General features: G+C 46.1%; 16 protein-coding genes. 14 read left to right on the top strand and 2 right to left on the bottom strand.

Features of this window, described 5'->3' with window-relative positions:
• Positions 1-37 precede the first annotated feature (37 nt).
• The 5 genes from glpK to BUC05_RS12140 all read left to right on the top strand — a co-directional run bounded on the left by glpK (position 38) and on the right by BUC05_RS12140 (position 6,987).
• Positions 38-1,540, top strand: a complete 1,503-nt coding sequence (gene glpK / locus BUC05_RS12160) for a glycerol kinase GlpK (RefSeq protein ID WP_073304828.1) — start codon at positions 38-40, stop codon at positions 1,538-1,540.
• 274 nt (positions 1,541-1,814) lie between these two features.
• Positions 1,815-3,473 carry a glycerol-3-phosphate dehydrogenase/oxidase gene (locus BUC05_RS12155; protein WP_011246108.1) on the top strand — a complete coding sequence of 553 codons (1,659 nt, stop codon included), beginning with the start codon at positions 1,815-1,817 and terminating at the stop codon, positions 3,471-3,473.
• 3 nt (positions 3,474-3,476) lie between these two features.
• Positions 3,477-4,019, top strand: coding sequence for a glycerol-3-phosphate responsive antiterminator (locus BUC05_RS12150; RefSeq protein ID WP_011246109.1), 543 nt, complete (start codon positions 3,477-3,479; stop codon positions 4,017-4,019).
• A gap of 126 nt (positions 4,020-4,145) precedes the next feature.
• Positions 4,146-5,534, top strand: a complete 1,389-nt coding sequence (locus BUC05_RS12145) for an alanine/glycine:cation symporter family protein (RefSeq protein ID WP_082111956.1) — start codon at positions 4,146-4,148, stop codon at positions 5,532-5,534.
• A 118-nt stretch (positions 5,535-5,652) separates the two neighbouring features.
• Positions 5,653-6,987, top strand: a complete 1,335-nt coding sequence (locus tag BUC05_RS12140) for a polysaccharide biosynthesis protein (RefSeq protein ID WP_063609412.1) — start codon at positions 5,653-5,655, stop codon at positions 6,985-6,987.
• 41 nt (positions 6,988-7,028) lie between these two features.
• Here BUC05_RS12140 and BUC05_RS12135 read toward each other — a convergent pair whose 3' ends face one another.
• Positions 7,029-8,561: a glycoside hydrolase family 10-like protein gene (locus BUC05_RS12135; RefSeq protein WP_073304825.1), complete on the bottom strand. Its 1,533-nt coding sequence runs from the start codon at positions 8,559-8,561 to the stop codon at positions 7,029-7,031.
• A 185-nt stretch (positions 8,562-8,746) separates the two neighbouring features.
• On the bottom strand, positions 8,747-10,357 hold the full coding sequence (locus BUC05_RS12130; protein WP_011246113.1) for a gamma-glutamyltransferase family protein: 1,611 nt from the start codon (positions 10,355-10,357) through the stop codon (positions 8,747-8,749).
• A 285-nt stretch (positions 10,358-10,642) separates the two neighbouring features.
• Between BUC05_RS12130 and treP the strand changes: the two genes are divergently transcribed.
• The 9 genes from treP (at position 10,643) to BUC05_RS12085 (ending at position 21,953) form a co-directional block, all read left to right on the top strand.
• Positions 10,643-12,076, top strand: coding sequence for a PTS system trehalose-specific EIIBC component (gene treP, locus BUC05_RS12125; protein ID WP_011246114.1), 1,434 nt, complete (start codon positions 10,643-10,645; stop codon positions 12,074-12,076).
• A 103-nt stretch (positions 12,077-12,179) separates the two neighbouring features.
• The gene (treC, locus tag BUC05_RS12120; protein WP_073304823.1) at positions 12,180-13,850 is read left to right on the top strand and encodes an alpha,alpha-phosphotrehalase; all 1,671 of its coding nucleotides are present in this window, start codon (positions 12,180-12,182) and stop codon (positions 13,848-13,850) included.
• Positions 13,851-13,859: 9 nt separating this feature from the next.
• The gene (gene treR, locus BUC05_RS12115) at positions 13,860-14,573 is read left to right on the top strand and encodes a trehalose operon repressor (RefSeq protein WP_035206028.1); all 714 of its coding nucleotides are present in this window, start codon (positions 13,860-13,862) and stop codon (positions 14,571-14,573) included.
• Between the two features lie 114 nt (positions 14,574-14,687).
• Complete coding sequence (locus tag BUC05_RS12110) at positions 14,688-15,173, top strand: glutathione peroxidase (RefSeq protein ID WP_073304821.1); 486 nt, start codon at positions 14,688-14,690, stop codon at positions 15,171-15,173.
• Positions 15,174-15,225: 52 nt separating this feature from the next.
• On the top strand, positions 15,226-16,317 hold the full coding sequence (locus BUC05_RS12105; protein ID WP_073304819.1) for a nitric oxide synthase oxygenase: 1,092 nt from the start codon (positions 15,226-15,228) through the stop codon (positions 16,315-16,317).
• A 12-nt stretch (positions 16,318-16,329) separates the two neighbouring features.
• Positions 16,330-18,213 (top strand): ABC-F family ATP-binding cassette domain-containing protein, encoded by a 1,884-nt coding sequence (locus tag BUC05_RS12100; RefSeq protein WP_073304817.1) that lies wholly within the window; start codon positions 16,330-16,332, stop codon positions 18,211-18,213.
• Between the two features lie 157 nt (positions 18,214-18,370).
• On the top strand, positions 18,371-19,135 hold the full coding sequence (locus BUC05_RS12095) for a DeoR/GlpR family DNA-binding transcription regulator (RefSeq protein ID WP_011246120.1): 765 nt from the start codon (positions 18,371-18,373) through the stop codon (positions 19,133-19,135).
• On the top strand, positions 19,132-20,052 hold the full coding sequence (gene pfkB / locus BUC05_RS12090) for a 1-phosphofructokinase (protein ID WP_011246121.1): 921 nt from the start codon (positions 19,132-19,134) through the stop codon (positions 20,050-20,052). The genes BUC05_RS12095 and pfkB overlap by 4 nt, the downstream gene beginning before the upstream one ends.
• Before the next feature lie 8 nt (positions 20,053-20,060).
• Positions 20,061-21,953: a PTS fructose transporter subunit IIABC gene (locus tag BUC05_RS12085; RefSeq protein WP_035206022.1), complete on the top strand. Its 1,893-nt coding sequence runs from the start codon at positions 20,061-20,063 to the stop codon at positions 21,951-21,953.
• Positions 21,954-22,015 lie beyond the last annotated feature (62 nt).

Genomic DNA, 22,015 nt, shown 5'->3' with positions numbered 1-22,015 from the left:
TGCAACCGAAAAAATCAAGGAGGGCCGAAGATAACGGATGGAGAAAACATATATTTTGGCAATTGACCAGGGAACGACGAGCACACGGTCGATTTTATTTAACCTCGAAGGAGAAATCGTCCATACAGTACAAAAGGAATTTAAACAGTATTTTCCCCACCCAGGCTGGGTGGAACACAATGCAAATGAAATTTGGAATTCGACGCTCTCTGTCATTTCCGGCCTGTTTACAGAAACAGATGTGGAACCGCGGCAAATTAAAGCGATAGGCATTACGAATCAGCGGGAAACCACGGTTGTATGGGACAAAGAAACAGGCAAGCCGGTTTACCATGCGCTCGTATGGCAGTCGCGGCAAACAGAAGACATTTGCAAAACATTGCGTGATGCAGGACACAATGAAACGTTTCGCAGCAAAACGGGCTTGCTGATTGACCCTTATTTTTCAGGGACAAAAGTAAAATGGATTTTGGACCATGTGGAAGGCGCCCGGGAGCGGGCTGAAAACGGCGAATTGCTCTTTGGCACAATTGATTCATGGCTGATTTGGAAATTGAGCGGCGGGAAAGCGCACGTAACCGACTATTCAAATGCGGCACGGACGCTTATGTATAACATTCATGATTTGCAGTGGGACGAAGAGCTGCTTCGGATTTTGGATATTCCTAAGGCGATGCTCCCTGAAGTGAAGTCATCGTCAGAAGTATATGCCAATACGGTGGAATACTATTTCTTTGGGGAGCAGATACCGATTGCAGGTGTCGCGGGTGACCAAAGTGCGGCTTTATTTGGACAAGCTTGTTTTGAAAAAGGCATGGTTAAAAACACATATGGAACAGGTTGCTTTATTTTAATGAACACAGGCAATGAAGCCGTTACGTCAGAGAATGGCTTGCTCACAACGATTGCCTGGGGGCTTGATGGCAAAGTAGAGTATGCATTAGAAGGAAGCATTTTTGTTGCTGGCTCTGCGATCCAATGGCTCCGTGACGGCATCAAGCTGCTAGAAAGTGCTAAGGACAGCGAAGCATATGCAAAGCGGATTGAATCATCGGAAGGTGTCTATGTTGTTCCTGCATTTGTTGGATTAGGAACGCCTTATTGGGACAGCGATGCACGTGGTGCCATGTATGGATTGACAAGAGGAACAACGAGAGAACACATTGTTCGCGCTACGTTAGAAGCACTAGCGTACCAAACAAAAGACGTGATGGAGGCAATGGAATCGGATTCTGGCTTAGAGTCGAAAAAACTTCGTGCCGATGGCGGTGTGGTGAAGAACGACTTTTTGATGCAGTTTCAAAGCGATTTGCTTGATGCCCCTGTTGAACGCCCAACCATTAATGAGACAACTGCACTTGGCGCAGCCTATTTGGCTGGCTTGGCTGTCGGGGTTTGGAAAGACAAACAGGAAATTGCCGACAAATGGAAAATCGACCGTTCGTTTGAGCCGGAGATGGAAAAAACAGAGCGGGAAACGCTTTATGGTGGCTGGAAAACAGCGATTGAGGCAACAATGGCTTTTAAGCCGACAAAATAAATAATATGGTTTTCCATTTAGCTAAAACGCACAGGTGTTATTTCCTTCAGGGGGCCTGTGCGTTTGCTTTTTTCTATGGTTTCAAAGACGCGTTAGCAGGGAACACTGAGTGGAAAATAGCTAAATGTTTACGCAGCAGCTTAAGTGCGCTATAATGAATGTAAGTTAATGAACGGATCTGAGGAATTGAGGGATCACAGCATTCAATAGGCGCCAAAAGGCCTGTTTTGTTTGTTGTGGTCCCTTTTTCCGTTCAAATATTGGAGGAATCGAGATGGCGTTTTCAGCAAAGACAAGAGAAAAAGCAATTGCAAGCATGGAAGGCAAACAGTTAGATCTGTTAATTATTGGTGGTGGCATTACTGGCGTAGGGGCCGCTTTGGATGCGGCAACACGAGGAATCGATGTCGGCTTGATTGAAATGCAAGATTTTGCGGCGGGAACGTCAAGCCGGTCGACAAAGTTGATCCATGGTGGCCTTCGTTATTTAAAGCAATTTGAAGTTAAATTAGTTGCTGAAGTTGGCACTGAGCGGGCGATCGTCTATGAAAATGCACCCCATGTTACAGAGCCCGTGCGAATGATGTTGCCGTTTTACAAAGGCGGTACGTTTAATGCGTTAACAACGTCAATCGGGCTTGCTGTCTACGATCGACTTGCAGGCGTCAAGAAAGCAGAGCGGCGCACGATGATGAAGGCGAAAGATGCATTAAAAAAAGAGCCGATTTTGGCAAAAGACGGCCTTCGCGGCGCCGGTATGTATGTCGAATACCGCACGGACGACGCCCGCTTAACGATTGAAATTGCAAAAACAGCAGCTGAAAAAGGCGCGAAATTAGCGAATTATGTAAAAGCGGAAGGATTTATTTATGACAAAGGGAAAATTACGGGTGTCATTGCCCGTGATTTGCTGACGGGTGAAGCTGTCACGATCCAGGCAAAAAAAGTTGTCAATGCAACGGGGCCATGGGTCGACCATTTGCGTGAGCAAGATCGCTCAAAGACCGGAAAAACGATCCATTTAACGAAAGGCGTCCACTTGGTATTATCCAAAAAAAGATTGCCTTTAAACCAAGCGCTTTATTTTGACACGCCTTTTGGCGATGGCCGCATGATGTTTGCGATTCCTCGCGGTGAAAAAGTGTATGTAGGCACAACCGATACAAATTATAAAGGCGATAAGCGGGAACCTGGTGTGACGAAGGAAGATGTCGACTATATTATGAAGGCAACAAATGCCTTATTCCCAGGATATCAGCTCACAACTGCCGATATTGAGTCAAGCTGGTCAGGGTTGCGGCCCCTTATTCACGAAGAAGGCAAAAGCCCTTCCGATATTTCACGTAAAGACGAAATTTTTCACTCAGACAGTGGGCTTATGACGATAGCAGGCGGCAAATTGACTGGTTACCGAAAGATGGCCGACAATATTGTCTCGATCGTCGCCAAAGAGCTTGAACAAGAAACAGGTGCGGTCTATAAACCGTGCCAGACAAAAAAACTGGTTTTATCAGGTGGGGAAGTAGGTGGATCGGACCAGCTCGACATGTTTAATGCTGCCCATATTGAAGCTGGAAAAACCCTTGGCTTAGAAGAGGCTGAAGCAGCTGAACTCGTCACACGTTACGGTTCAAATGTGACGCACGTGTTTGCGTTTCTAAATGATGGGGAAGCAGAGAAATATGGGCTTCCAAAAGCAGTATGGGCGTCGCTCCGTTACGCGATGGCCTATGAAATGGCACTCACGCCTGTCGATTTCTTATTACGCCGCTCTTCCTATATGCTCTTTGATATTGACAAAGCCAACGCTTATAAAGACAAAATCGTGGAGGCTATGGCTTCTGTTTTGAAGTGGAGCGACAAACAGCGGGCCATTTACGAGGCTGAGTTGGCAGAACAATGGCGGATACACACGCTTGAGGATATCGGTTAAGCGATGTTTGGCGGCCAAACGATTTTACCAGCAATCAAGACAATGAAAGATTTCGAGGTCATTATGAACAGCAGCCATGAATATTTCGTTGTCTTGGATTTGCACTTGTCTAAACTAGCATCAGTAAAAAAAAGAGCGCGCGAGGAAAATAAAAAACCGATTCTCCATGCTGATTTAATCCAAGGTTTAAAAAGCGATAAGGCTGCTGCTGAATTTCTTTGCCAAGTGATTCGTCCAGCCGGATTAATATCAACACGGGGCGATATGCTTCGAATTGCAAAAAAGAATGGCATTCTTGCGATTCAACGTGTCTTTTTGCTCGACACGCTTGCGCTTGAAACGAGCTATCACCTGGCTGAAACAGTAAAACCTGATGTGATCGAACTTTTGCCTGGCATTTTGCCCGACTACATTGGCCGTGTCCATAGGAAAACGGGGATACCGGTCATTGCCGGCGGCTTAATTGAGACGATGGAAGATGCAAAGCAAGCCATTAAAGCGGGTGCTCAGGCAGTGACTGCTTCCCATCAAGAATTATGGCTTTGAAGAAAAGGCCCTTTTGGACAATTCGAAAAAAGTCTAAATAGGGCGTTTTCTTTTAAATAGCAAAAAATGTGATATGATGCTTAAGGAAAAAACCATATTTTTGGGAGAAGCAAAGGTGGAGCTATTATGGAAGTTGTTCAACAAATCGTAGATAGCATGAACGGGATTACTTCCTATTTTCTCGTGTTTTCTTTAGTTGCCGTTGGCCTGTACTTAACGTTCCGGTCAAACTTTGTGCAAATCCGGATGTTTCCTGAAATGTTTCGAGCTGTCACCGAGAAAAAGGCGAAGAAGGGAGAAGTCTCTGCTTTTCAAGCGTTTTGTATTAGCGCCGCTTCGCGAGTAGGCGCAGCCAACATCTCAGGGGTGGCGATTGCGATTACAACAGGAGGCCCTGGCGCGATTTTTTGGATGTGGGTGATTGCGACCATCGGCATGGCTACTGGCTTTGTAGAAAGCATGCTTGCCCAAGTGTACAAAGAAAGGCGCGACGGCCAGTTCCGAGGCGGCCCTGCTTATTATATTGAAAAGGCCCTTGGCAAACGCTGGCTTGGCATCGTATTTGCCTTATTGATTGCTGTCACATTTGGGTTTATCTTTAATTCACTACAAGCGAATACGATTGCTGTTGCTATGGATGAAGCATTTGGGCTAAACCGACTAACTGTCGGCATCGTCATTGCTCTAGCAGTAGGGGTTATTATCTTTGGCGGCATTCGGTCGATTTCTGTCTTTTCAGGAATTGTTGTGCCGATTATGGCAGTGGCCTATGTCGGTGTTGTCTTTTTTGTGGTGATCAGCAATTATCAACAAATTCCGCAAGTATTTGCTCTTATTATCGGTTCTGCCTTTGGGTTTAAAGAGGCAACAGTCGGCATTTTTGCCGGGCTCCTTGTCGGGGCGCAACGAGGCTTGTTTTCCAATGAAGCTGGAATGGGAAGTGTCCCGAACGCCGCCGCGACAGCCGATGTATCCCATCCAGTCAAGCAAGGGCTTGTGCAATCTTTAGGTGTGTTTTTTGATACGATTATCATTTGTTCTGCGACTGCTTTTGTTATTTTGCTTACGAATGTTTACCAAACCGCTGGAGAAGGGGTAGACGGCGTCGCCTTAACACAAGCGTCCTTGAGCGAGCTCATCGGCGGTTGGGCTGTCCCGTTTATTGCGATTGCGATTTTCTTTTTTTCGTTCACTTCGCTCGTCGGCAACTACTACTACGGCGAAACCAATTTAGCATTTATTAAAGAGGGGACCATTTGGCTCCAAGTTTACCGTTTGCTCGTCGTCGCTATGGTTGTTTTCGGTTCCCTTGCTGCGATTGAACTCGTTTGGTCTTTAGCTGATGTGTTTATGGCCTTTACGACCGTGGTGAACTTAATGGCGATTCTATTAATCGGCGGGATTTCCTTTGCGGTTATTTCGGATTACCAGAGCCAGCGTCAACAAGGAAAAAATCCTGTTTTTAAAAGCAAAAACATTCCCGGTTTAAAAAATGCCAGCACATGGGATGATTGATAACGAAAAGAGGCCTGCACTCACCTGAGCGCAGGCCTTTTTTATGCTTTCAAAAACATACCCATATTTTAATATCTTGTCTCATAGCCTGTATAGAGAGAAAAAGGAGAGATGAACGGTGAATACGTTTTTTCGAGGGGTTCTCGTGCTGAGCGCCGCGGCGTTTGTAGGGGAATGTTTGGAGTTTATGATCAACGTTGTATTGGCAAGAGAGCTCGGCGATGAAGCGTTCGGTTTGTACATGGCGATTTTGCCAACAATGCTATTTGTTGTCGTCCTGGCAAGCATTGAATTGCCCGTTTCTGTATCTAAGTTAATTGCCGAGAAAGAACCTGTCTACCATTGGCATGTACTCGGCAAAGCGCTGCAACTCGCGTTCGTTTGTGCCCTTGCTGTCATGATTGGTGCCTTGATTGTATTTCCCCATCTAAGTGTGCTCCACTCTTATCATGCAGGCGTTAGATGGATGCTCGTGCTGCTCGTGCCAATCATTACGTTTTCGTCAGTGGCAAGAGGGTATTTGATGGGCGCCCAGGAGACAGGGAAAATTGCTGTGGCCAATTTATTGAAACGGTCGACGCAATTAGCTGGTTTGCTCGTCGTGTTTAAATTGTTTTCCTTTGAAAGCCACATCGCTATTTTTATGGCGTTGCTAGCACTAAAATTAAGCGAACTGTTTGTATTAATTTATTTGGTTATTGTATTTATAGGGAAAATACGAGAGACAAAAAAAGCACATGTCCAGAAAAAAGGGCCCAAAAAAGAGGTTTATCAAAAACTGTTGCAAGTATCATTGCCAACAACGGGTTTGCGTATTTTTCACTCCGCTACATTTGCGATTAAACCTTTTTTGATTACGAAAGCTTTGTCCAATGCAGGGATGATCGAAAGCGTGGCCATGGTCCAGTATGGGAAATTGTCTGGCATTGCCTTTACAATTGGCTTTTTTCCAGCTTTTATTGCCCATGCCTTGTTAGTTGTGCTCATTCCAATTGTTTCGGATGCTTATGCAAAACGCCATTACGATGTGCTCCATCATTACTTGCGGCTGTCCTTGCTTGTCACAGTGGTGTATGGCGCGCCAGTCGTGCTCGCCTTCTTTTTCTTTGCAGAACCGATTACAACCGCTTTTTTTGGACCTTCTCCAGCGGCAGGCTACTTGCAAGTACTGATCCCTTATTTCTTATTCCATTATTTTTCAACGCCGCTGCAAGCCTATTTAATTGGCATTGGCTTAGTCAAAGACGCGTTCTTGCATTCGTTATACGCAACAACCGTTTCGTTTTGCCTCATGATTGCCCTCGGCTCGATGCCAAGCTTGAAAATGGACGGCATCATATTAGGAATGAATATGGGTGCTGTGCTCCTTACCTCGTTGCATTACGTGACCATTTGCAAAAAGCTGAATTTAAACGCGCTCATGCGTCCAGGAGAAAGCTGGATATTTAAATAAGGAACCCCCCCCTTTTTTTAAGCGAGGGGGGGAAGAAACCTCTAATTTTGCTTGGCTTTCTTGCCGTTTTTGCTTTCATTATGAAGGCGGTCCAATGCAGTGATGACGTATGTGTACGTTTGATTTGCCGCTGCTTCGTGATCAATAAACGTTGTTTCCTGTCCATCTTTGCGGACAGTGGCGATTAAGTTTTCATTGCTTTCCAAAGAACCGGTTTTTTGGCCGTCAAATCGGTAAATGGCGTAATAAGCCGCATGCTCATTTTTAGGATCAGCGATGGTGAGCACCGTTCCATTCTTTTGTTTCACTAAATCGACGTTTGTCGGTTTTTTCGGTACAGTCCCAGCCAGCCATGGCATTTCTGGAATTAGCGCCGGACGCTGGTATTCTGTTTTTGTAAGCCGGTCTTTAACGCCGAGACGGTTGGCACGCAAGTCTTTTAAGCTAAAGTGGATGCTGCCTTTTACGTCTGGGCGCTCACGCATGTAAGCAATTTGCCTTGGGTATTCCTCAGGGTCATGCCATGCCGGTACATTATTGACACCTACTTTGTATGCGGCTTGCCCGACGTAAAAATGAGTATGGGAACCAGTTGTTTCTGAAATCCACCAATCTGTAAGAATATCAAACGCCGCCGCCTCAAACCCAATGTTCCAATAAATTTGCGGAGTAATATAATCGACGGAGCGGTTCTGGATCCAGTGGCGGGTGTCGGCGTAAAGGTCATCATAGTTTTCTACGCCGGCTCGTGTATGAGAGCCAGTTGGGTCGGTGCTGCTGTTGCGCCAGACTCCGAATGGGCTAATGCCAAATTTCACATAAGGTTTTTCGTCTTTGATTGCTTGCTGGAGGGAGGCAACAAGCGTATTCACATTGTGGCGCCGCCAATCTCCCCTGTCTGTAAAGTCGCTACCATGTTCCGCAAAGGAGTCATCATCTGGGAAGTCTTGGCCAGCGATCGGGTAAGGATAAAAGTAATCATCCATATGAATCGCATCGATGTCGTAATTCTGGACGATTTCACGGACAGCGTCTACGAGAAATTGTCGTACTTCCGGCAAACCTGGATCAAAATAAAGTTGGTTTCCATAGGCGACGACCCAATCTTGATGTTCTTTGGCAGGGTGGCCTTCGGCTAAACGGTTGATGTCTGTATGGTTCATCGTAATCCGGTACGGGTTCACCCATGCGTGGAATTCTAAGTTGCGTTTATGGGCTTCTTCAACCATGAAGGCGAGGGGATCGTAACCGGGGTCTTGGCCTTGTTGCCCTGTCAAATATTCAGACCACGGCCCGTACTCTGATGGATAAAAACTGTCTGCTGTCGGTTTTACTTGGACAACGACTGCATTCATCCCCATTTCTTTTGTTTCATCCAGCATAGATACAAATTCCGTTTGCTGCTGCTCTGCCGATAAGCCAGCACGCGACGGCCAATCAATGTTGTTAACGCTGGCGATCCAAACTGCACGCATTTCCCGTTTTGGCGAGAGTTCTTCTTGTGCAAATGTGTCCTCTGTCCCGAAGGCAAGCAGCCCGAGTGTGAAGCAGAGCCCCATTCCTACTTGTTTCATATGATCGCCTCCCCATTTATTTGCAGCAACCTGCTTACTTTCAAGTGTAGAGCAATGACGAGCTTCTTTGTATTGGGATAATAGGGAGACAACAAAAAACGAACAAAGTAACGGGGCCCCAGAAATAGAAAAAGCCAGCCGACAACATGTGCGTTTGTCAGCTGGCTAGTCGTTTTGTTAATCCGTTACCAAGGCGCAACCGCCCCGTCTGTTCTTGACTCGCTTCCTCCTACATAGGTGCCTTTTTCTTCATCTTTCCAAATGATTTGGCCCCGTCCGAACGGCATCGTGTCATTGGCAATTGAAATGTTATGGCCTTTACGGGCCAATGCTTCAGCAATATGGCGAGGGAATGTCGGCTCTAAAAGAATGTTCTTGCCTTCGACCCATTGCCAACGTGGTGAATCAAGCGCTGCTTGTGGATGCAGGTGAAAGTCAATTGTATTCATGATGACTTGGACATGTCCTTGCGGCTGCATAAAGCCCCCCATCACGCCAAATGGGCCAATTGGTTTCCCATCTTTTGTGAGGAAGCCAGGGATAATCGTATGATAGGTCCGTTTATTAGGGGCCAAGCAATTGTCGTGGTTTGGATCCATCGAAAAATTATGCCCTCGGTTTTGCATGGCAATCCCTGTACCAGGTATAACTAGCCCTGACCCAAAGCCCATATAATTGGATTGGATAAATGAGACCATGTTTCCATCAGCGTCGGCTGTACTTAAGTAAACCGTTCCGCTTGCTTTAGGCTTTCCGGCAGTTGGCAGCAGTGCTTCATCTGAGATGAGGCGAAGCCGCTCTTTAGCGTATGTATCGCTCAACAAGTCTTCGATTTTTTCACTCATATTGTTTGTATCTGTAATATATTTTTGACCATCGCTAAACGCCAGTTTGATTGCTTCAATTTGCATATGGTACGTGTCTACCGCTTCTTTATCACCAATATCAACTTGGTTGAGCATATTCAGTGCCATAAGAGCTACGAGTCCTTGGCCGTTTGGCGGAATTTCCCACACATCATAACCACGGTAGTTAACATGTATTGGGTCGACCCACTCTGGCTGGAAATTTTCCAAATCGGCTTTCGATAGGAAGCCGCCATGTTTCTCGAAAAAAGCAGCAATCTTTGCAGCCAGGTCCCCTTTATAAAAGGAAGCCCCTTTGGTTTCGCCAATGCTTCTCAATGTCTCGGCATGGTCCGGGGATTTCCAGATCTCTCCTGCCTTTGGCAAGTGGCCGTTTGGAACAAATGTCTCGAACCAAGCTTGAAATTCTTCGGTGTTGTTCTCCGCTTTAAATTTGTCATAGCTTGCTTTCCATTGTCTTGCAACAGTAGGGGAGAGGGCGAATCCTTCTTCGGCATGGCGAATGGCAGGCTGTAACACATCAATCAAAGGCAACTTGCCGAAACGTTCAGACAACGCTGCCCAGCTTGCAGGAGCACCAGGCACAGTTACAGGGATCATGCCATATTTAGGGATTTCCTCAAACCCTTTTTGTTTTACATTGTCGATGCTAATTGAGGCAGGGGCAGGACCGCTCCCATTTAAGCCATGGAGTTTGCCCTCCGTCCATACAATCGCAAACGCGTCTCCGCCGATTCCATTTGAACAAGGCTCGACAACGGTTAAACAGGCAGCAGTTGCAATCGCCGCATCAATCGCATTTCCGCCTTGTTTCAAAATCTCTAGCCCTGCTTGTGCTGCTAAAGGCTGCGATGTCGCTACCATCCCATTTTTTGCGTAAACAGGCATTCGAGTTGATGGGTATGGATGCAAGTGTGGATCATGATTCATTTCAAAGTCCCTCCTTATCATAAAGTCGATTGTACCATGGAATAGGAATCTATGTATATTGAGGCAAAACCGAATAGGATCTGTTTTTTTAACTTCTTAGAAGTAAAATAAAGCACTATTGCTCAAAATAGGGAGAGGAATTAGCTCAAGGTCAAGTTGAACCCATTGACGTATTTGTATATACAGGTTATTATTGAAGCGTTATCATCCATATTTGTATATACAAATTCCGAGGATACATGGAAAATGAGCGTTTTGAAAACGCTGACAGAGGAGGAGCAACAGATGGCAATTAACTACCGTGAAACAGCGGAACAGATTCTTGCCGCTATAGGTGGCGAGGAAAATATTTCTTCGGCAACGCATTGCGTAACACGGCTTCGGCTTGTGCTTAACGATGAAAACGAAGTGGATACAAGCGGTTTAGAGGCAATTGAAGCAGTAAAAGGAACGTTTACTGCGAGCGGCCAATTCCAGATTATTCTTGGCAATGGCGTTGTAGATAAAGTATATAAGGAATTGATGGCTCTCACAGGGCGCGAGGAGCAAAGCAAAGACGAGGTGAAAGCGGAAGCCGCTAAAAAAGGGAGCCCTTTGCAACGGGCAATTAAAGTGCTAGCGGATGTCTTTATCCCGATTTTGCCGGCGATTGTCACAGCCGGTTTGTTAATGGGCATCAACAACATTTTAACGGGAAATGACATTTTTTACACAGGGGCGTCCATTATTGACGTTCACCCACAGTGGGCTGATTTTGCTGACATTATCCACGTTATTGCTAATACAGCGTTCACGTTTTTGCCAGCACTGATTGGGTGGTCTGCAGTCAAACGTTTTGGCGGCAACCCATTGCTTGGAATTGTGATGGGGCTAATCCTAGTCCATCCTGCTTTGTTAAACGCCTGGGATTATGGCGCTGCCCGTGAGGCGGGGGAAATCCCAACTTGGAATTTATTTGGTCTTGAAATCAATAAACTTGGCTATCAAGGGCAAGTGCTTCCTGTATTTGTGGCATCGATCATTTTAGCCAAGTTGGAACTATTCTTGCGCAAACGGATACCAGACGCGTTCCATTTATTGACGGTTGCTCCGTTAGCATTGCTCATCACAAGTTTTATTACATTTATTGCAGTAGGCCCGCTTACATTTGCAATTGGGAATTGGATTGCCGATGGTTTTATTTGGCTGTTTGCGACACTGCCTTGGATTGCAGGTTTCTTATACGGAATTATTTATGGCCCCCTTGTCATTACGGGGATGCACCATACATTCCTTGCTGTCGATTTGCAACTCGTTGGTTCAGGCAACGGCACGTTCTTGTGGCCAATTTTGGCGCTGTCTAATATTGCCCAAGGTTCAGCTGCGTTTGCGATGTATTTTCTCGTCAAAAATGCCAATTTAAAAGGGCTAGCGGGGACATCAGGTTTATCAGCTTGGCTCGGCATTACAGAACCAGCCCTTTTCGGTGTCAACTTGCGCTTCCGCTTCCCGTTTTATGCGGCAATTGTAAGTGCGGGAATCGCCGGTATGTTTATTACCATGCAAAACGTCATCGCCAATTCGATCGGCGTAGGGGGCGTGCCTGGCTTCGTATCGATTCGTCCAACAGACTGGATCCCATTCTTTATTGGCATGGCGATCGTGATTGTACTGCCATTCCTCATTACGTTGTTATACGGCAGGCTCCGTCAGCCAAAAAGTTTGCAGGAAGACCATTAAAGACAACCTCAAGGAACTGCCTAGCAGTTCCTTTTTTGAACTTGTATATACAAGTGTGTTAAACTGGTGGTAAATAGAGACAGAGAAAGGTGGATAAACACAAATGGAATGGTGGAGAACGAGTACGGTTTATCAAATTTACCCTAAAAGCTTTAACGATACGACGGGAAATGGCATTGGCGATTTGCAAGGGATCATTGAAAAGCTAGACTATTTAAAAGAACTAGGCATCGACGTCATTTGGTTAACGCCGATTTATGCTTCCCCGCAAAATGACAATGGCTATGACATTTCCGATTATTATGCGATCCATGAAGACTATGGGACGATGGCCGACTTTGAAGAACTTCTTAATGAAACCCATAAACGGGGAATGAAGCTAATTATGGACTTGGTTGTCAACCATACGTCCACTGAACATCAATGGTTTAAAAATGCGAAGCTAAGCAAACAAGCGAAGTACCGTGATTTTTATATTTGGAAAGAAGGCAAAGACGGAGGTGCACCAACAAATTGGCAATCGAAGTTTGGCAGTTCTGCGTGGGAATACAATGAAGCAACGGATGATTACTACTTGCATTTGTTTGATGTCACGCAAGCAGACTTAAACTGGGAAAACGAACAACTGCGCAAGCATGTCTACGAGATGATGCATTTTTGGTTTAATAAAGGCATTGATGGCTTCCGTCTTGATGTCATTAACTTAATATCGAAAGACCAACGCTTCCCTGACGATGATGGTTCAGTTGCGCCAGGGGACGGCCGCAAATTTTACACAGATGGCCCCCGTGTCCATGAATACTTGCAGGAAATGAACCGAGAAGTATTAGCCAAGTATGATAGCTTAACCGTTGGCGAAATGTCTTCAACGACGATTGAAGACTGTATACGCTATTCCAATCCAAAACAGCGTGAACTGTCAATGACGTTTAATTTCCACCATTTAAAAGTGGATTATCCAAATGGAGAAAAATGGGCTGTCGCTGATTTTGATTTTAAAGCGCTAAAACAGATTTTATCGGAATGGCAAGTCCGTATGCATGAAGGCGGGGGATGGAATGCGTTGTTTTGGTGCAACCACGACCAGCCGCGGGTTGTTAGCCGTTATGGCGATGAGGACGAATACCATAACCAATCAGCGAAGATGTTGGCTGCGACCATCCATTTCATGCAAGGGACGCCCTATGTGTATCAGGGTGAAGAGTTCGGCATGACAAACCCGAATTTCACAAGCATCGACGATTACCGCGACGTAGAGTCATTGAATGTGTACGCTCGCTTAAAAGAAGAGGGTGTGCCTGAAGAACATATTCTCGCGATCCTTAAACAGAAATCCCGGGACAACTCTCGGACGCCGGTCCAATGGGATTCAAGCGAGCAAGCTGGTTTTACAACGGGCACGCCATGGATAAAGGTGAGCAGCAATTACAAGGAGATCAATGCCAAAAAAGCGCTCAGTGACCCGAATTCGATTTTTTATTTCTATCAAAAGCTCATTGCACTGCGGAAAAAGCTGCCAATTGTGACAACAGGTGATTACCGCTTGCTCGTGCCTGAACATGACCATGTATTTGCATACGTGCGCACGGATGGTACGGAAAAACTCCTTGTCGTTTCAAATTTTTACCCTGTAAATTGCGATTTTGAATGCCCAGAAGATCTGGTATCATTAAAAGCGACACAGTTAATAAGCAACTACAACCAAAAACGAAAACTGGAAAAAACATTTTCGCTCAAGCCTTATGAAACGGTAGCATTCCAGTTGAAGGAGTAAGAGAAGCACGTGAAAAACAAGTTTCAATCGATTTATCAAGCGCTCATACAAGCAATCAATAGCGGTGTTTATGCTCCTGGCGAAACGTTGCCTTCTGAAAACGAACTGACAGAGATGTTCCAAGCATCGAGGGAAACGATTCGCAAAGCACTGAAAATGTTATCAGAACACGGGTATATTCAAAAGATACAAGGCAGAGGTTCTGTTGTGCTTGATGTCGCACGCCTCGATTTCCCGGTTTCAGGCGTTGCAAGCTTCCAAGAACTAAATGAAAAGCTTGGTTTGCAAGCTAAGACGGATGTTGTCTGCTTTACAGCTGTTAAAGCAGATAAAACAATCGCAAAAAAGTTGGAAATTGAAACAGGTGAGCAAGTTTGGCAAGTGGAGCGAATCCGCTTAATTGATGGGGAACGAATTATATTGGATAAGGACACGTTTGTTTCCAGTCTTGTCCCTGGTTTAACGAAAGACATTTGTGCGGGCAGCATTTATGCCTACATTGAGAAGCAACTAGGCCTTGCTATCAGCTTTGCCAAAAAGGAAATTGTCGTTGAAGCGGCGACTGAGGAAGACGAGGCCATGCTTGACCTCGATGAAAGTGGCCGTGTAGTCGTTGTCAGAAGCTATACGTATTTTGACAATGCTGTGCCTTTCCAGTACACAGAGTCACGCCATCGTGCGGACCGCTTCCGATTTGTTGATTTTGCCAGACGCAACCCTTAAATCGATGGCAGTTTTCATAGTGGGGACGATTTAGCTGCTGCTCGACCGGTGAAACAAATCGGTTTTAATTGGTGCCAAACCGCAGTATACTTAAAGTAAAAGGAGCGAACCCGTTTGTCTGTGTACGATTTTTCGGTTAAAACGAGTAGCGGCCAAGACGTTTCATTATCAGCTTACAAAGGCAATGTTTTGCTCATTGTCAATACCGCAACTAAATGCGGCTTTGCTTCACAGTTTGCAGGGCTTGAAAAGCTGTACAATGACTATAAGGAAAAAGGCTTTTATGTGCTCGGCTTTCCAAGCAACCAATTTTTAAACCAGGAGCCGGTTGCCGATGAAGACATGGAACAGGTGTGTAAAATCAATTTCGGCGTTACGTTCCCACTGTTTGCAAAAACAGATGTGAAAGGCAAACATGCCAACCCGTTGTTCAACTATTTGAAAGCGGCCAAAAAGGGAATGTTGAGCGAAGAGATTAAATGGAACTTCACGAAATTTCTCGTCAACCGAAAAGGCGAAGTCATTAAGCGTTATGCGCCTGCTACAAAACCGGAAACGATTGAAGCAGATGTCATCGAAGAACTGAAGGCCGATGCATAGAAAAGGCTGTGCAGCATAGGACGCTGCACAGTTTTTTTAGGAGGATGGCAATATGGCAAATCGTTTGGAAGATGAGGCTGTTGAGTTTCTTTCCCTTTTTTACGAGGAGCGTTGCTTAGACGGCAAAGAAGCGCGGATTCGCGACGTTTGCGAAGCGATCCGTACAGACGGCACATACGAGCATACGGCTGAGGAGCTTGCATTTGGGGCGAGGCTCGCTTGGCGTAACAGCAATCGTTGCATTGGCCGCTTATTTTGGGAACGGCTTACCGTTATTGATGAACGGGAAGCACGTACAGAAGAAGCGGTCGCACAAGCGCTTTTTAGGCATATTGAATATGCGACAAACGGTGGAAAAGTCATTCCGACGATTACGGTGTTTAAACAAGGGGCTTCAATCCGCATTTGGAATGCGCAACTTGTCCGTTATGCAGGCTATCGCGGTGATGGCCGCATTATTGGCGATCCTGCTTCCCTTGAATTAACGGACATTTGCAAGCAGCTTGGCTGGGTTGGTGCAGGGGGCGATTTTGATGTGCTACCCCTTGTCATATCGGTGGGTGCACGTCCCCCTCAGCTATTCCCTATCCCCGAGCATCTGATTAAAGAAGTGGCCCTTGTCCATCCTGATAACGAAGCATTTGCAAGGCTGAACCTTAAATGGTACGCAGTGCCGTTTATATCAAATATGCGCCTAGAAATTGGCGGCATTTCTTATTACGCAGCGCCGTTTAACGGTTGGTATATGGGCACGGAAATCGGCGCCCGCAATTTAGCCGATGATTTCCGCTATAACCGCTTGCCAGAAGTGGCTGCCGTGCTCGGAATCAGCATGGAGCGTGAAGCATCCCTATGGCGCGATCAAGCGCTTGTTGAATTAAACCGTGCTGTTCTCTATTCGTATCAGGAACAAGGCGTAAGCATAGTCGATCACCATACTGCCGCAAAACAGTTTCAACGTTTTATTGGCAATGAAATAGAAGCAGGGCGCGACGTGACAGGCGACTGGACGTGGCTAATCCCGCCGATGTCCCCAGCGCAGACGGATATTTTTCACCAGTCGTTTGATAATCGCATCGTTTCGCCGAATTACTTCCAAGAAAAGCCACCCTATTGTAGGAAAGGGATAATAGAAGAACATTAAAGGAAGATGCACATGAGTTTACTTCGAGCAGAAGGGCTAACAAAGTCTTTTGGCGACAAGATTTGTTTTGAATCGATTCACTTTAGTTTAGAAAAAGGCGACAGAATTGGCTTGCTTGGCGTTAATGGCACAGGCAAATCGACGTTGTTAAAAGGGCTCGCCGGAGTCGAAGGGTTTGATGGGGGCGCTTTGTTTCATGCCAATGAGTTTACGCTAGAATACTTGCCGCAACAGCTCGACATGCCAGAAAATGAAACAGCCATTCGCTATATTTACAAGAGCGAATCGACGTTGATGCGAACGGTAGCGAGCTATGAAAAGGCGCTTCAAGACTTAGAGGCACACCCACACGATAACAAGAGCCAAACTGAGCTTCTGAAATGGCAAGAGGAAATGGACCGCGTTGGCGCTTGGGAAGCGGCTACACAGGCGAAAACCATTCTTAGCAAACTTGGGGTTTCGGCCCTTTCGGCGAAGCTTGGCACGTTGTCAGGTGGCCAGAAAAAACGTGTTGCCTTGGCGCGGGCACTCATTCAGCCAGCTGATTTGCTATTACTCGACGAGCCGACGAACCATCTTGACCATGCAACGGTTGAATGGTTGGAAGAACATTTAAAACAATATCCTGGTGCATTGATCGTGATCACTCACGACCGCTACTTTTTAAACCGCGTCGCCAATACCATTTTTGAGTTATCAGAGGGAGCGCTATACCGGTATGTTGGCAACTTTGAGACCTATTTAGAAGAAAAAGCGGAACGCAAAGCGCAAGCAGAGCAAGCGGAGGATAAGCGCAAAAATTTGCTTAGGCGGGAGCTTGCCTGGCTAAAGCGAGGAGCGAAGGCGAGAACGACGAAGCAAAAGGCACGGATTCAACGGGTAGAAGCACTGAATGCCCAAACTGGCCCAAATGCCAATAGGCAGCTGGATATGCCAATTGGCCATAAACGTCTTGGCAAACAAGTGATTGAGCTTCGCCAAGTTAGCAAATCGTACCAAGGAAAGATGCTTTTTTCCGACTTGTCTTTCTTAATGGGGAAAAATGAACGGCTTGGCATTATTGGCGAAAATGGCAGCGGAAAAACAACGTTGCTGAATATGATGGCAGGGAGGACTGCTCCCGACAGCGGGACGGTTGATGTGGGCGAAACAGTGCGGATCGGCTATTACCGCCAAGAAGATGCAGAGCTTGACGGCGATTTGCGCGTGGTTGAATACATTAAGGAAGTTGCTGAAGTGGTTTACACCACAAAAGGGGATGCTATTTATGCCGAGCAAATGCTTGAACGTTTTCTGTTTCCACGGTCGCAACAATGGACCTATATTCGCCGTTTGTCAGGCGGTGAAAAAAGACGTTTGTATTTGCTGCGCGTGCTAATGGGCGAACCGAATGTGTTGTTCCTCGACGAACCAACAAATGACCTAGATGTCGAAACACTTGCTGTACTAGAAGACTATTTAGACACATTCCCTGGCGCGGTTGTTGTGGTTAGCCATGATCGCTATTTCCTTGACCGTGTTGTTGACCGAATGCTGATTTTCGAAGGCAATCGCTTGTTGCGCTATGACGGCGATTACAGTGATTATATGACGGGCAGAAACGACATCACCGATAAACAGCCACAGCACGAACAAGTGCCAACGCCACAGCCGAAAAAAGAACAAAAAAAGTTATCATATAATGAGCAACGCGAATGGGAGCAAATTGATGGCCATATAGCAGCGCTTGAAGAAAAACAGCAGATCCTTGAGCAGGCGATTGCCGACGCAGGCAGTGATTATGGGCGAATTGCTGATTTGCTAAAAGAAAAAGAAATGCTGGACAGTGAGTTGGAGGCCGCTCTTAATCGCTGGGCAGAACTGGCCGAAAAAATAGAAGCATTACAGTCGAAATAGATCATACGAACGAGCAAAAACACAGGATCTTGTCAGGATTGCTGTGTTTTTTGCTTGCCGTTTGCCCGGTGCAACAAAAAGCTTACTTTTGGGTGAAAATGATTGAATTTGAATGTTTTTGGTTGTATACTAAGCAAAGAGAGCTGAGGTGTGCGAAATGCTGACATTGGAAAGGCAAGAAAAAATCCTCGCCCTTCTCGCAAAGAACGAAGTGGTGAAAATTCAAGAATTAATTGTAGAAACTGGTGCTTCTGAGTCTACGATACGACGAGACTTGACGGAGCTTGAGCAGAGAAATAAATTAAAGCGCATTCATGGCGGTGCTACGTTATTGAAAAAAATGCGAGATGAGCCAACAATCGCGCAAAAAACGCTCAAAAACCGTCAGGAAAAAATAAAAATTGCCAAGCAGGCTGCTGAACTCGTACAAGATGGAGATTGCCTGTTTTTAGATGCAGGGACAACTACTTATGAAATGATCCCCTTTTTGAAAGGCAAACAGATTGTAGTTGTGACAAATGGATTAACAAATATTGCCCATTTGCTTGAAGCCGAAATTGACACACATGTGCTTGGCGGGTATGCAAAAAAAGGCACACACGCTTTTGTTGGCCGAAACGCGTTGGAGGCGATTGATGCCTTTCGCTTTGACTTTGTGTTTCTTGGCACAAATGGCATTACCCCTAGTGATGGGTATACAACTCCTGATCTTGAAGAAGCCTATATAAAAGTACAAGCGCTAAAACGAGGGCGGCAAACATATGTGTTAGCAGACCATACAAAATTTGGCGACGTTTCGTTTTCAAAAATTGCCGATGTGGAGCGTGCCGCCATCATCACAAGCTCTTATACACGTGAAGAACAACCAGAGCTGTTTTCACAACTTGCAGCTAAGACGACAATCAAGGTGGTAGAACAATGATTTACACAGTGACGTTAAATCCGGCAATGGATTACTTTGTCGCGCTCGATTCAATAAATAAGGGAGGTGTAAACCGGGCAGCCCATGACTACAAAGCACCCGGCGGCAAAGGCATTAATGTCTCCCGTGTGCTAAAGCGGATCGGCCATCCGAGCACCGCGCTTGGCTTCATTGGCGGTTTTACAGGCGAATACATTAAAGCCAATGTAGAGGCAGACGGTGTCCACACGTCTTTTATTGAAATAAGCGGCGACACTCGTATCAACATTAAGCTAAAAGCGGATGTGGAAACAGAAGTCAATGGCGTTTCTCCGGCGATTGCAGCAAATGATGTAGCAGCACTTGAAGAGCAGTTGACACAACTGAAAGCAAACGATGTGGTCGTTTTCGCAGGCAGCGTCCCTCCAAGCCTTGAGACAAATGTATATGCGAAATGGAGCAAGTTGCTTAAAGACCGCGGTGTTTCTGTCTTTATAGATACTAGCGGAAAACCGCTAGAAGAAGCAGTTGCTGCACAGCCAGACTTCATTAAGCCTAACCAACATGAATTGGCTGAGTTTGCAGGCGAAGCGATCGATTCTCTCGAAGCGGCTGTTCCCCATGCTAAGGCGCTTGTGGCGAAAGGAATCGGCCATGTCTTTGTTACATTTGCTGGGGACGGTGCGTTGCTTGCTACAGAGCAATCGATTTTGTTGGCAACGACGCCAAGAGGCACTGTCAAAAACTCCGTCGGTGCAGGGGATTCCGTTGTAGCAGGGTTTATCGGCGCCACGGCGGAAGGGATGTCCCTTCCCGAAGCTTTCCGTTTTGCTGTTGCTTCAGGAAGCGCTACAGCCTTTTCAACAGGCTTTGCTGAACGGACGACGATCGAAGCACTCATGGACGAGGTAGCGGTCACTATTTATAGAGAGGGGTAAACAAAGGAATGAAAATTTCTGATTTGCTCAAGAAAGAAACAATGATTCTCGACTTGGCGTCAACGACGAAAGAAGCGGTTATTGATGAATTAATCGCCAAGCTTGGGGAAGCAGGGCGATTAAACGATGCAGAAGCGTACAAAAAAGCGATTTTGGCAAGGGAAGCGCAAAGCACGACCGGCCTTGGCGACGGCATTGCGATTCCACATGCTAAAACGGCAGCTGTCAAAACGCCAGCGATTGCGTTTGGCCGCTCGAAAGCAGGGATTGATTACGACGCATTGGACGGACAGCCAAGCCATCTATTTTTCATGATTGCTGCCTCTGAAGGGGCAAACAATGAACATTTAGCAACGTTAGCAAAGCTGTCAACTTATTTAATGGACGACGATTTTCGAAAAGGCTTGCTCAACGCAGCTTCATTGGATGACATTCTGGCATTGATTGATGAAAAGCAAGCAATGGAAGACAAAGAAGCGGAGCCAGAGGAACAAACCGAAAGCGCTTCCGAAGATTCTGGCAAATTCATTCTCGCTGTGACTGGCTGTCCAACTGGGATTGCCCATACGTTTATGGCTGCCGATGCGATCAAGAAAGAAGCGACTGACCGCGGCTATAAAGTAAAGGTTGAGACAAACGGGTCTGGAGGCGTGAAAAACCGTTTAACAGCAGCGGAAATTGACGAAGCTGACGGCATCATTGTTGCTGCTGATACAAAAGTAGAAATGGACCGTTTTAGCGGCAAACGCGTGGTCATTGCTCCAGTGGCAGATGGCGTCCGTAAGCCAGCAGAGTTAATTGATCGTTCCCTTTCAGGAAAAGAACCTGTTTACCAAGGCAGTGGCGGCAAAGGCGAAAACGAGCAAAGCGAAGAGAAAAAATCAGGAGGCGCTGCTATTTACAAGCATTTAATGAACGGCGTTTCCAATATGCTTCCATTTGTCATTGGCGGCGGAATTTTGATTGCCTTAAGCTTTGTATTTGAGACAGCTTTTGGCGCAGATAACCCGATCCGCGAATTGTTAATGGCGATTGGTGGCGATAATGCATTTGCACTCTTTATCCCCGTTCTTGCTGCGTTTATTGCAATGAGCATAGCCGACCGGCCAGGATTTGCCCCTGGTTTAATTGGCGGGTTTATGGCCGTAAATGGCGATTCTGGATTTTTAGGCGGCTTGCTCGCTGGATTTTTAGCAGGCTACTTAGCCTTGTTTGTACGCAAATTGCTGTCTGGCATTCCTCAATCGCTTGAAGGGTTAAAAACGATCTTATTTACGCCTGTGTTAAATATTTTGTTTACAGGCACAATTATGTACTACTTAATTGCGCCCCTTGCTTGGGTGAACACAGGAATGCAAAATTGGCTAGGCGACCTCGGCACAGGGAACATGGTCATTCTAGGCACGGTTCTTGGAATCATGATGGCGATTGACATGGGCGGTCCGATTAATAAAGCAGCCTATACGTTTGGGATTGCGATGATTGATGCTGGCAACCTTGGGCCCCAGGCAGCAGTCATGGCTGCAGGAATGGTGCCGCCACTAGGGATTGCCATCGCCACAACGTTTTGGAAGCATAAATTTACGAAGCAGCAACGAGAGTCAGGGCGGACAAACTATGTCCTTGGCGCTTCTTTCATTACAGAAGGGGCGATTCCGTTTGCGGCGGCAGACCCAATCCGTGTTATTTCGGCAAGCGTTGTCGGCGCCGCTGTGGCTGGCGGTTTAACCGGATTGTTCCATATACAGCTCCCTGCGCCACATGGAGGCATTTTTACAATGTTCCTAGTCAATGAGAGCACATGGTCTTACATCGGCCTGTATGCGTTGGCTATCGCAATTGGCGCGATTGTGACTGGAATCATATATGGAATCATTAAAAAGCCAATTGAGAACAAGTAACGAAAAGCCTGTTTTGACATAACGGTCAAAACAGGCTTTTTCACTAGGAGCAAATAATAAAA

Source organism: Shouchella rhizosphaerae (genome assembly GCF_900142675.1).
GTDB lineage: Bacteria > Bacillota > Bacilli > Bacillales > Bacillaceae_D > Shouchella > Shouchella rhizosphaerae.
This window is presented reverse-complemented; position numbering and strand designations above follow the sequence as displayed.